This is a genomic window from Microbulbifer discodermiae (assembly GCF_040742695.1).
Lineage (GTDB): Bacteria > Pseudomonadota > Gammaproteobacteria > Pseudomonadales > Cellvibrionaceae > Microbulbifer.
Genome location: NZ_JBFLAB010000057.1, coordinates 16119 through 27637, shown reverse-complemented (window position 1 = coordinate 27637; position 11519 = coordinate 16119). Strand labels below are relative to the sequence as shown.

Below are 11519 nucleotides of genomic sequence, written 5' to 3'. Positions count from 1 at the left end.
CGCTACTTGGCGGAGTTTCAATATCGTTTTAACCGCAGGTTCGACCTGTGTGCACTTATTCCCAGGCTTGTCTACGTTTCTCTCCGGACGCCGCCAATGCCAGAAAGATTACTGAAGCTCGGCTTAGCTTAGGTGGTAATTAGGAAAAATTATGGCTAACAAGGTTATACTTGATCAAGATTTGATTTTTAAGTATGGAAAGCTTGATTACTTGCAGACCACCATTAGCGAGTCCACACTGAAATTTAGCAATGCAACAGAATTCAACGACTCTTTTGAGAACAAATATCAGTTGCGTATTTCACGTAGCCGAAGACCCATTGATATATATGATTTTGGGCGTGCCAGATCAGTTTATGAAGAAATTAAAGAACATTTAGAGAGGACTAAAATTTGCTGTTTTAGTAAAGACCCGACACTGCCATTAATGTGGGCACATTATGCAGCTAATCATACAGGCGTTTGTTATTGCTTTAAGCAGGGTGATTTATTTGATAGTAAGAGCTACAAGTCTGATCAGGTACGGTACTCAAGTGTTCCACCAAAGATCTATGTTATTGAAAATGAAACACGAAAATTTTCATTGAAGAAGCAGATTTTTGACACAATATTGACAAAATCTAGCGTATGGCAGTATGAGCAAGAGTTGCGATTTTTTTTGGAATCAAAAGACTCTATTCATCATTATGACAGAGGTGCGCTTGAGGCTGTAATACTTGGGTGTAAGATGGATAACGAAAGCATAGCAAAAACGACTGAGTTTATAAGGGAGCATAATAAAAAAAAGGGGGCGAGTGTAAGTGTTTATCATGCTGTAGAAAGTGAAGATTTTTACGAGCTAAAGATATTTGAAAAAAATATAAAGAAAGACAGATTTTACAGTGATTTCTTCGATGAGGTTCCCCCTTTAGTGATGCCTGAGCAAATAGGATCAGACGAATCTGCTATGGTGGATTAACTATTGAATTAGTTGCAAAGCACCGCCCTAGTGGAGAACCTATTTTTAGCTGGTTATCTCTCACTAATTAAAAGTACCGCAGCACTTAGTGCGTGCTGCGATAGCTTTATTGTTCGGCAGCCAGCCGGGCCAGGGCTAAATCATAGTGCCCAGGGGACAGCTCCGCTCAGATAAACTACCTCCCACTGCAAAGTATATGGCTGCCGAATTAAAAGCAATTTTTAATTGCTTACTATGTAATTAGTCAATCGATTTCCCGCAACGCAGTGATGACGCAAGTGGTTTCCTCGTCATCGATAACATACGCTAGCTTTTTACCCCTTGCTTTTGCAGACAAAGCATAAGCATACTGGGCTTTATTAAACTCGGTGCCATCCATATTGATTTGTCCTCGACTGAAGGAACAATTTGAATAGAATTGAGGGGAGGTGATGTATGCAACACCATTATTAAGCTCCAAAGTCCATTCAGTAAGTGTTGTTCCCCAAACCCGCGCCGCGCTAGCTGTGCTCGAAAAGGCTGATATTACTGTTGCAATGGTTGCTAATCCTAAACCCTTTTTCATATATTTCTCTTTTGTGTTTTTACGTAATAGTTTATTTAAAAAACTGCCCCAGAGTAATTACTTCATACCCAGAAATTTTCTTTTATTTTGATCACTTTGGAGCCCCATAAAACTCAGTGGGATAGCAGTTTTCTCTGGCAGAAATCTGACGTAGCTTTGCAGATCAATGTGAGCAAATATACTTTGTAACCAGCACTGCTACAAGCCGCCGCCACTGCGGTCATGCCGGCGCTCGCGCACCATCGCGGGCATGGCCAACACCTTTACCGCTGTGGATCTCTCCCGGCTGCCGGAGCCGGACGTCGTGGAAGCGCTCGATTTCGAGTCCATCTTCAGCGCCATGCTGTCCGACCTGCAGAGCCGCGACACCACCTTCGACGCCCTGACCGAAGCCGACCCCGCCTATAAAATTCTTGAGGTGGCCGCCTACCGGGAACTGCTGCTGCGTCAGCGGGTGAACAACGCCGCCCGCGCCGTGATGCTGGCCTATGCCGAGGACGCGGACCTGGACCAGATAGGCGCGCTGTTCGGTGTCCAGCGCCTGGTACTGGACCCCGGCGACCCGGTGAACGGTATCGACCCCACGATGGAATCCAACACCGAATTCCGCCGCCGCATCCAGCTGGCCCCGGAGGGGTTCAGTGTCGCCGGCCCGGAGGGCGCCTACATTTATCACGCCCTGGGCGCCGACCCCGGTGTCCTCGATGCCAGCGCCACCAGTCCCAGCCCCGGCGATGTGGTGGTCTCCATCCTCGCCCGGGACGGTGACGGCACGGCGGGTGCGGCACTGCTGAACAGCGTGGCCGCGGTGCTGCAGGCGGACAATGTGCGCCCCATGACCGACCGGGTGAGCGTGCAGTCCGCGCAAATAATTTCCTATGTGGTGGAGGCCACCCTCTACACCTACGCCGGCCCCGGTGCCGCGGTGGTGCTGGCCGAGGCTCGGGCGCAGCTGCAAACCTATATCGAAGACAGCCACCGCCTGGGCCGCGACGTCACCCTGTCCGGTCTCTACGCCGCCCTGCATGTGCAGGGAGTCCAGCGGGTAACACTCAATCAGCCCACTGCCGATATCGTCGTCAGCCGCACCCAGGCCACCCACTGCACCGCCGCCACCGTCACCCACGGCGGCGTGGACGAATAGCCTCGTGGCCAGCCTGCTGCCCGCCAACGCCACCGATGCCGAGCGCGCCCTGGAAGCCGCCACCGCGCGCATCGCCGAGGTGCCGGTGCCCTTGCGGCAACTGTGGAATCCGGACAGCTGCCCGGCGGAACTGCTGCCCTGGCTCGCCTGGGCCCTGTCCATCGACGCCTGGAAGGACTACTGGCCGGAACAGGTGAAGCGCGAGCGCATCCGCAACGCCATCCAGATCCAGCGCACCAAGGGCACCGCCTATTCCGTCTGTACCGTGGTGCAGAGTTTTGGCGGCGCCGTGCAGCTGAGCGAGTGGTGGCAGCAGGATCCGCCCGGCGCGCCGCACACCTTTGCGATGTGGCTCACCCTCAACGGCTCCGGCGGCCAGGAGGCCAGCGCCCAATACGTGGACGACGTGATCGCGGAAGTGGAGCGCACCAAGCCCGTGCGCAGCCACTGGAGTTTTACCCAGGGCGTCGAGGCCCGCGGCTGTATCGGTTTTGCGGCCGCGGCCCGGCCCGCGGTTTACCGCCGCCTGCAACTGCAGGCGGCCTGAGGAGCTTTTATGAGCGGATTGCAGATCATCGTGACCGACGCCGGCCGCCAGGCGCTGATCAATGCGGACAACACCGGCACACTGCCGGTGCGTATCGCCAGCATCGGTGTCACCGCCGAAGTTTTTGTTCCGCAGGCATCCCAGGCCGAGCTGCCCGGTGAAATCAAACAACTGGATACCTTTGCCGGCAACGCGGTGGCCGACAATACCCTGCACGTCATCATCCGCGACGATGGACCGGACACCTATACCTTGCGCGGTTTCGGCCTCTACCTGCAGGACGGCACCCTGTTCGCAGTCTACGGCCAGAGCGGCGTGATACTAGAAAAGTCCACCCAGGCCACGCTGCTGCTGGCCGCGGACGTCTGTTTTACCGAGATAAATGCCACCGACCTCAGTTTTGGCGACACCAGCTGGATCAACCCGCCGGCCACCACCGAAACCCCCGGCGTGGCGGAGCTGGCCACCGATGCGGAACAGATAGAAGGTGCGGACGCCAGCCGCGCCTCCACGCCCAGGGGCGTCAAGGCCGCGCTGGATGATCGCCTGGGACAAGGCGCCCCCAAAAGTTTTGGCAAAACCCTGCTGGCCCAGGACGACGCCAGCGGAGCGCGCCAACACCTGGGACTGGGGAACGCCGCCACCCAAAACCAGGGCCCCGGCAAGGGTCTCGACGCGGACAAACTGGATGGGCAGCAGGGCAGCTACTACCTCAACTGGGCGAACTTTACCGGCAAGCCGCTCAGCTATCCGCCCGCCGCCCACAGCCACGCCGCCGATTCCATCACCAGCGGCATTTTTGCTGTGGCCCGTATTCCCGCGCTGGATGCCGGCAAGATTACCTCCGGCACCTTCAGTGCGACGCGCATCCCCGCACTGAGTGCCAGCAAAATCACCAGCGACACCTTTGACGCCGCCCGTATTCCCGCACTGGATGCCGGCAAAATTACCACCGGTACCTTGGGTTCAGCGCGCATTCCCGCGCTGAGCGCCAGTAAAATCACCAGCGGCACCTTTAACGCCGCCCGTATTCCCACACTGTCCACCAGCAAGATCAGCGGCCTGCAAGCCGCGCTCGATGCCAAAGCCTCCCTGGGCGCCAGCGTCACGTTTAACAACATCACGTCCAATTCCGGCAACCATCACACCCCCGCCAGCCGCCACTACTTCGACAAGCAGGTGCAGGCCAACGGCGGTTTTAAGGTTTATTCCTCCCGCTTCACGAAAAAAAATATTCGGCCACTGCAGCTGGGGTTCGAGGTGCTGCGCAAACTGCGCCCGGTACGCTACCAATACCGCCAAAACATCTGCCGCGACCAGCGCCCGCGCCTGGGCTTTGTCGCCGAGGAGGTCAAACCCCTGCTGCCGGAGCCGGTGGCGGACGACGGGCGCAGCCTGCCCGCCATGGACTACGACCAGATGCTCGCCCCCGTGGTCGGCTGGCTGCAGCTGCTGGATTCGCGACTGTTAAAACTGGAGAAGGGCCATGCCTAAAACCAACGCGCGCCTGCGCGAAATCGCCCCCGGTGTCCTGGCCGAACGCCTGGCCACCCAAGTCCACCTGTTTTGGAATCCCGCCGACGACAGCGCCAGCATCGCCTTCCAGACCAGCGAACACCTGTGCGTCGCCGGGCAGTGGCAACCCCTGGTGCCCGACGCCGTCGGCGGCCAGGTGCTGGAATTAAATCTCGCCGATATCCGCACCCGCACCTTCGCCAGCGGGCTCAATGATCCGGTCACCGGCGTGGATCTCGGCGGCGTCACCCCCGCGGGCCTGATGCTGCTGATCAAAAACGCCTTCGACAAACTCTACAACGAAGCAAAAGAGGAGTGAGCGGCCATGCAATGTCGGGAACAACTGGATTTTATCCGTCAGGTATTAATGGACTTTGGCGGCACCCTGCCGGTGTCCGCGCGTGTCTGTTACGAGCCCATGGCGCAGCGGCATTTTGACGCGCTGGCCGCGGCCCTGGCCGACCGGGACGAAAAGAAAAATGAATTCAGCCCCGCCGGAGATAAACCCATACCCGACTTGGATTAGCGTACACCATGGCAAGCGGCTACCAGACCAGCAGCGGCAGCGACCTGGACAGTGTTTTTGATCCCTATGTCCAGGGCAGTAAACCGGCGGCCACCGGTTACCAGACCAGCGACGGCCGCGATCTGAACCAGCGCTATGCACCCCTGTCCTTTGGCAGCGCGGCCGCATCTACCGGGATCAAACTGGCCAGCGGCGCGGACCTGAACACCCTTTGGGCGGCCAGGGGCACCGCCAGTTATTACACGCCCATGAGCAATGCCACCTTGTCCCGCAGCAGCTCCAGTAAAAAAGGCGCGGGCACCGGTTCCATAAATTTGACCAGCGACTCGGTCACCGCCAGTGTCAGCGGCGGCGAGGCGCCCTATACCTACACCTGGCAGAAAGTCAGCGGCACCACACTGACCGTCAACAGCCAGGGGTCCGCCGCCACCAATTTTGCGCGCAGCGCCGGGGGCGTCAACACCACCTCGGTGTATCGCTGCAAAATTACCGATGGCAGCGGGGCCTCCATCTACACCGGCAATATCACCATCAACTTCACCCACTACCGGCTCAACCCGGCGGCGATTGTGGACCACGAGAATATCGATGTGGCGCCGTCTTATGTACACGCCTATGTGGGGATCTATCGCAACGGTTCTGCGCGTGGTGGCGCCAACTATGTGGAGCCTGTCAGCAGCACCGTTGGCGATGGTTTCGAGGTGCGCTTTGATTCCAGTTCTTCCCAGCTCACCTATGGCAACTGCAACCTGGCCACGGTGTACACAATCAACGGCTCGCGCACTATCGGCGTAACGGCGCATCAATCGCAAATCCACAAGCCCACCATCACCAAACTCTCGGATGTGCGCGTGCGCATCCGCAAAAAGAACGGCAGCTGGCTGATCGACAAAGTGGTACGGGTCAAGGCCACCTGCCTTGGGGGCGGCCCTCTCTGATACCAGTTACAAGTGGTAAATCCCGCCTTTAACTTAAGAGGAGCATCCGGGCAAGCGCATTGTCTTTATGGCTTTAATAAGTGTGATGCAATTCACCTTATGCTCTGGATGTAATGGTGTGTAATTGACACTTGTGGAGAATTTATCTAAAAGCTAGAACATAAATTAATTGCAATTTATAACAATAAATACAATCAGGTAGAATTAAGCAGGTAAAACAAATGCCATCATCTTTCAAGTGTAGTAAGACCTTGCGAAGGTTTTGCTGCTCAAGTTGTCTATTACTTTTCGCCTCTATTCATAGTTCCACGGTAATTGGATCACCTTTTGACTCCCTGGAATCACAATGTCGGGAATTATTTTATGAGTATAAAAGCAATTATATTCCTGATCCCCGCCTACTAGAAGCATATGAAATTATCGATGTAAGGTTTTCACATACCGGTTTGGTCCCTGTAGCAAGTGCTACCTGTTATGCGTGGCATTGGGACTTTAGAGAAGTAGCGCCAGGAGTACTTCATTACATAGAAGGAAAAGCTGGTATTATTCTGGGTTGGGCGAATTGGTTTGGCGATGCTCCACCGCCAGATCAGCATCCTACAAAATGTACCATTGGGAATCCCGTTGTTATTAGTAGCGGCGTTAAACGACAGGAGGAAAAGCTATCCTCTGTACCAGAACAACCACTGCTTGATACAGCTGTTATTTATTCCAGTGGTAGCCAGCTATGGCAAACGTCTTTTGATTATGAATTAACAACTTCCGCAGTTTGGAAAAACAACGAATGGTCAGTGCCGGCCATATGGAGGACAGGTGTCCCAAGATCACTGGACTGGTATCTTACTCCTGACATTAGCACCGCTGAGGAACTTGCCATTCATGTTAAAACTCCAAGAGGGTCGGAACTGGTTTTCCATTATTTGAATAATGAATGGGTTGAGGCTCACTCTAAAAACGCTGCCCTTCAGCCTCTTGTGGATGTGAATAACAATTTAACTGGCTGGGAGCTTCAAACTCCAAAAGAAAAACAAGTTTACAATACTGACGGGCAGCTTGTTAAATTGCAGAGGCGAGGGTCCGTCAAAACCACAGAGATTGATCTGGATTATCAATCGCAAAGAACAATTATCAGCAGCGATACAGGTCAAATTGTAGAGCTGATCTATGATCGAGAGAATAAACTTATTGAAGTCATTGATCCTGATGGAAGGAGTTTTTCTTTTGAATATTTTACTGATAATTTACTTGAAAGGATTATCTATCCTGATGAAACACCAGCCATTGATACAGATAATGCTAAGAAAATGTTTTTGTATGAGGATGCCCGTGAAGGTCATTATGGGTTGTTAACTGGGATATTAGATGAAGCTGGAGTTCGCTTTGCCACATGGTCCTATGACGAGCAAATGCGGGCTATAAGTTCAGAGCATCACGGCAATGCGGAAAACGTCACCCTGGATTATACCCATATTGACGATACAACTGATCCAAGAGTGACGACTACAAATGCACTAAACAAGCAGACAACTTATCACTTTACAACTATTAATGGTGTAAGAAAATTTACTCAGGTGGAAGGTCATCAATCCACTAACTGTGCCGCCGCCAACAAAGGCTATACCTACGACGCCAATGGCTTTATCGCCAGCGAAACCGACTGGGAGGGGAATACCACCACCTATACCCGCGATAACCTGGGGCGGGAGCTGACCCGTACCGAGGCGGCTGGCACGCCCGAGGCTAAAGTGATTACCACAGAGTGGCACCCCACTTTGAACCTGCCCACCAAGATCACCACAGCGGAGTCGGTAACCGATTACAGCTACGACAGCGCCGGCCGGCAACTGAGCAAGCAGGTCACGCCGGTGGCAACCCCCTAAAAAAGCCAGAGAACAAATTTTTATTGACCGCTAATTACAAAAAGAATCTGAAGGAATCGATATGCGTTATACCCAATCCGTGCTCGCGGGGGCACTGAGCCTGCTGGTGACCCATGGCACCAATGCGGCTGTCACACAACAGAACTGGTCCTATACCTACACCGCAGCGGGCAAGATGGAAACCGCCAACGGCCCGCGCACCGATGTCTCGGACATCACCACCTACGGCTATGACGCCAACAACCGTCTCACCAGCACCACCAATGCCCTGGGGCAGGTGGAGTCGGTGCTCCAATACGATGCCGCCGGCCGTCGCCTGAAAGTACAGGATGTTAACGGCCTGCAGACCCATTTCACCTATACCCCGCGCGGTTGGCTGAAAACCGCCACCGTCAAGGCAGCTTCCGGTGATCAGACCACCAGCTACACCTACGATGCCGTGGGCCAGGTCACCAATATCGCCTACCCGGACGGCTCCGACATCAGTTTCGAGTACGACGACGCCCGCCGTCTCACCGCGGTGGAGAATGCTCTCGGCGAGCGGATGGAATATACGTTGGACGCCGCCGGCAATGTGTTGAATGAAAAGATTTATGCCGCCGACGGCACCACCCTGGTGCGCTCCGTCAGCCGCAGCTACGATGAGCTGAGCCGCCTGATTGATGTGGATGGCAACAACGGCCAGAACACCTCCATCGCCTACGACAAGAACGGCGACCGCACTTCCACCACCGACGGCAACCAGAACACCACCGGAGAGACCCGGGATGCCCTGGGTCGGGTCAAGAGCGTCACCGATGCCAATACCAACCAGATCCAATATACCTATGACACTGCCGACCGCATCACTTCGGTCACCGATCAGCGCGGCAATACCACCAGCTATGAGTACGACTTCCTCGGCAATCTCACCAAACTCACCAGCCCCGATACCGGTATTACCAACTACGACCACGACCCGGCCGGCAACCTCATCACCCGCACCGATGCGCGGGGTATCGTTTCCAATTACAGCTATGATGCCCTCAACCGCCTCACCGCCATCACCTATCCCGGCAGCACCACCGAGAACGCGACCTATAGCTACGACAATACCGATAACAACAACAAGGGCCTGGGCCGCCTGACCGGCTTCAGCAACGACGCCGGCGCTACCGCCCTGATCTATAACGACCTGGGCCGTATCACCCAGCAGGACGACACCATCGCCAGCTGGAGTTTCAGCACCCAGTACAGCTATGACGCCCTGGGCCGTGTCGCCAGCATCACTTATCCCTCCGGCCGTATCGTCAGCTACAGCCGCGACACATTAGGCCGTATCAGCGCCATAACTAGTCAGGAGAATGCCCAGGCCACGGTCCAGACCCTGGTCAGCAATATCCAGTACCAGCCCTATGGCGGTATCTCTTCCATGGACTATGGCAACGGCATCACCCAGAGCTATAGCTACGACCTGGACGGCCGGCTGGAGACCGTCACCGCCAGCGGCATCGGCAATGTCCGCTCCGACTTCTACACCTATGACCTGGCCAACAACATCACCGGCATCGCCGACAGCCTGGATACCAACAAAGACAGGGCCTTTGTCTACGACAATCTGAACCGCCTCACCGGCGAAGGCTATATCGCCGGCCAGAACGACTATCAGTACGATACAGTGGGCAACCGCACCCAAAAGGACGCCACCGATACCGGCGGTACCCTGAGCAGCACAACCTACAGCCACGAGACCACTTCCAATCGTTTAACGCAAAAAGACAGCCAGCCCTGGGTGAGCGATGCCGCTGGCAACACCACCAGCGTCGACGGAGGACAACAGCAGTACAGCTACAACCACGCCAACCGGCTCAAAACCTACACCGAAGGCGGCACACTTCGAGGCACTTATTACTACAACGCCATCGGCCAACGGGTACGCACCGACAAGGCCGAGGACGCATTGCTGCACTACAACCTGGGCGGCCAATACCTGGGTGAAACCAAGTACGCCAGCAACGGCACCGACATCCAGAGCCGGATTGACTATATCTACCTGGACACCATGCCGGTCGCGCAAGTCCAGGTCACATACAACAATGGCCAGGTACAGGGCACAACCCTGACCTACCTGCACACAGACCACCTCAACACCCCGCGTATCGGTACCAACAGCAGCGAAGCCATTGTCTGGCGCTGGGACAGCGATGCCTTTGGGCGGTTGACACCGGATGCCGATCCGGACAACGATACCAACGTAATTACAGTCAACCTGCGTTTTCCGGGGCAGATCAAGGGAGAGGAAGCGTCACGCTATTACAACTACTTTAGGGACTATGAGCCCAGCACTGGGCGGTACTTTCAAAGTGATCCTGTTGGTCTAGCAGGTGGTCTTAACACCTATAATTACACTTATCAAAGTCCCATTATTAATACCGACCCATATGGTTTGACACCAGCTACGGCAGCACAAGGTGCCGGGATTGGTGGCGCTGTCGGAGGTCCGCCAGGTGCTGTAGTGGGTGGTGTGATTGGGTTTGGTTTAGGGTTGGTGCTAGCTGATGCTATTGGAGATGCCATTAAGGACAATTCTCAAAACAGGAACATAGATCAACCAGATAGGCCAAAGCGCGGAGTCACCTGTACATGTAGGGCCGCGTCAAGCGGCCAGCAAGAGGGTAATTGCCCTGAAGATGAATTTGCTTTTGGAACTGCAACTGCACCAACTTATAGCCAAGCTCGCGCAGAAGCAGAAAGAATAGCTCGAAGGAAATTGGGTAAGCAAGCTAAGCATACTCAGTGCAAATGTACCGACAACAAAGGTAATAGGATGTTTTAAAGGGACTAAATATGTATAGAAGAAGTTCAGATATTTTTCTTGACGCTCTCGACTCTGACGTTTTTTCAATTATCAAGCATGCACTTGCAGAGGCTGATGAAGGTAATTTTGAAAACGCGCTAGATTTACTCGATTCTTTAGTTGTTACGGAGAATCCAGCAGCATTATTTTATGCGTCTAGCCTTAGTGCTGCTTCAAGAGAATCTATTGAAGACTTTGAAGAACGAAGCATTAAGCAGCTAAAGAAATCGGCAGATTCTGGCTATGCACCTGCGATTCATGAATTGGGGGTCCATTATGATAATGGACAATTAGTGCAAAGAGATACAGAGAAGGCTGCACAGTTATTTAGGCAGGCAGCTGAGAAGGGGCATCCTCACGCACAATGGATTCATGGTTTAGATCTTTTGCATGGAAGCAATGGTATCGAGCAGGATGAACAACTTGGTATAGATTTTGTGAAAAAATCAGCACTTTCTAAGTTTGAGGGAGCGCTAGAAAGTTTGTGTGATTTTTATGAAACTGGAAAATATGGATTTCCTGTTGATACGGGAAAAGCGCAGTCTTTTAAAGATCAGATAAACGATCAAGATGTTTTAGGCTATTAGAAAGCTGGGCCATAACACTGACC

11 protein-coding genes and 1 pseudogene are annotated in these 11519 nt (G+C 54.0%); 11 read left to right on the top strand and 1 reads right to left on the bottom strand.

From position 1 onward, the window contains the following. A pseudogene (locus AB1S50_RS16360) lies at positions 1 to 132 on the top strand (IS1595 family transposase); the annotation flags it as partial. 19 nt (positions 133 to 151) lie between these two features. Then, the gene (locus tag AB1S50_RS16355; RefSeq protein WP_367152085.1) at positions 152 to 958 is read left to right on the top strand and encodes a DUF2971 domain-containing protein; all 807 of its coding nucleotides are present in this window, start codon (positions 152 to 154) and stop codon (positions 956 to 958) included. A gap of 244 nt (positions 959 to 1202) precedes the next feature. Here AB1S50_RS16355 and AB1S50_RS16350 read toward each other — a convergent pair whose 3' ends face one another. Next, entirely contained in the window at positions 1203 to 1523 is a 321-nt protein-coding gene (locus tag AB1S50_RS16350) for a hypothetical protein (RefSeq protein WP_367152083.1), read from the bottom strand. 250 nt (positions 1524 to 1773) lie between these two features. On the opposite strand from AB1S50_RS16350, the gene AB1S50_RS16345 reads away from it, so the two are divergent. From AB1S50_RS16345 to AB1S50_RS16305, 9 genes are all read left to right on the top strand, one after another. Next, positions 1774 to 2667: a baseplate assembly protein gene (locus AB1S50_RS16345; RefSeq protein ID WP_367152081.1), complete on the top strand. Its 894-nt coding sequence runs from the start codon at positions 1774 to 1776 to the stop codon at positions 2665 to 2667. A gap of 4 nt (positions 2668 to 2671) precedes the next feature. After that, the gene (locus AB1S50_RS16340; RefSeq protein WP_367152079.1) at positions 2672 to 3214 is read left to right on the top strand and encodes a phage tail protein I; all 543 of its coding nucleotides are present in this window, start codon (positions 2672 to 2674) and stop codon (positions 3212 to 3214) included. Between the two features lie 9 nt (positions 3215 to 3223). Further along, the gene (locus AB1S50_RS16335; RefSeq protein WP_367152078.1) at positions 3224 to 4708 is read left to right on the top strand and encodes a tail fiber domain-containing protein; all 1485 of its coding nucleotides are present in this window, start codon (positions 3224 to 3226) and stop codon (positions 4706 to 4708) included. Further along, positions 4701 to 5048, top strand: coding sequence for a hypothetical protein (locus tag AB1S50_RS16330; protein WP_367152076.1), 348 nt, complete (start codon positions 4701 to 4703; stop codon positions 5046 to 5048). The genes AB1S50_RS16335 and AB1S50_RS16330 overlap by 8 nt, the downstream gene beginning before the upstream one ends. Positions 5049 to 5054: 6 nt before the next feature. Continuing rightward, positions 5055 to 5255: a hypothetical protein gene (locus tag AB1S50_RS16325; protein ID WP_367152074.1), complete on the top strand. Its 201-nt coding sequence runs from the start codon at positions 5055 to 5057 to the stop codon at positions 5253 to 5255. An 8-nt stretch (positions 5256 to 5263) separates the two neighbouring features. After that, entirely contained in the window at positions 5264 to 6193 is a 930-nt protein-coding gene (locus tag AB1S50_RS16320; RefSeq protein ID WP_367152072.1) for a hypothetical protein, read from the top strand. Between the two features lie 221 nt (positions 6194 to 6414). Next, a complete protein-coding gene (locus AB1S50_RS16315; RefSeq protein ID WP_367152071.1) occupies positions 6415 to 8073 on the top strand; it encodes a hypothetical protein in 1659 nt (552 codons plus the stop codon). A 61-nt stretch (positions 8074 to 8134) separates the two neighbouring features. Next, positions 8135 to 10888 carry an RHS repeat-associated core domain-containing protein gene (locus AB1S50_RS16310; protein ID WP_367152069.1) on the top strand — a complete coding sequence of 918 codons (2754 nt, stop codon included), beginning with the start codon at positions 8135 to 8137 and terminating at the stop codon, positions 10886 to 10888. Positions 10889 to 10899: 11 nt separating this feature from the next. Next, entirely contained in the window at positions 10900 to 11496 is a 597-nt protein-coding gene (locus AB1S50_RS16305) for a tetratricopeptide repeat protein (RefSeq protein WP_367152068.1), read from the top strand. Positions 11497 to 11519: the final 23 nt, after the last annotated feature.

Excerpts from the sequence above, each read along its gene's own strand:
- AB1S50_RS16335 (WP_367152078.1), top strand. The coding sequence starts at position 3,224 with ATGAGCGGATTGCAGATCATCGTGACCGACGCCGGCCGCCAGGCGCTG.
- AB1S50_RS16355 (WP_367152085.1), top strand. The coding sequence starts at position 152 with ATGGCTAACAAGGTTATACTTGATCAAGATTTGATTTTTAAGTATGGA.
- AB1S50_RS16305 (WP_367152068.1), top strand. The coding sequence starts at position 10,900 with ATGTATAGAAGAAGTTCAGATATTTTTCTTGACGCTCTCGACTCTGAC.
- AB1S50_RS16315 (WP_367152071.1), top strand. The coding sequence starts at position 6,415 with ATGCCATCATCTTTCAAGTGTAGTAAGACCTTGCGAAGGTTTTGCTGC.
- AB1S50_RS16320 (WP_367152072.1), top strand. The coding sequence starts at position 5,264 with ATGGCAAGCGGCTACCAGACCAGCAGCGGCAGCGACCTGGACAGTGTT.
- AB1S50_RS16325 (WP_367152074.1), top strand. The coding sequence starts at position 5,055 with ATGCAATGTCGGGAACAACTGGATTTTATCCGTCAGGTATTAATGGAC.
- AB1S50_RS16345 (WP_367152081.1), top strand. The coding sequence starts at position 1,774 with ATGGCCAACACCTTTACCGCTGTGGATCTCTCCCGGCTGCCGGAGCCG.
- AB1S50_RS16350 (WP_367152083.1), bottom strand. The coding sequence starts at position 1,523 with ATGAAAAAGGGTTTAGGATTAGCAACCATTGCAACAGTAATATCAGCC.
- AB1S50_RS16310 (WP_367152069.1), top strand. The coding sequence starts at position 8,135 with ATGCGTTATACCCAATCCGTGCTCGCGGGGGCACTGAGCCTGCTGGTG.
- AB1S50_RS16330 (WP_367152076.1), top strand. The coding sequence starts at position 4,701 with ATGCCTAAAACCAACGCGCGCCTGCGCGAAATCGCCCCCGGTGTCCTG.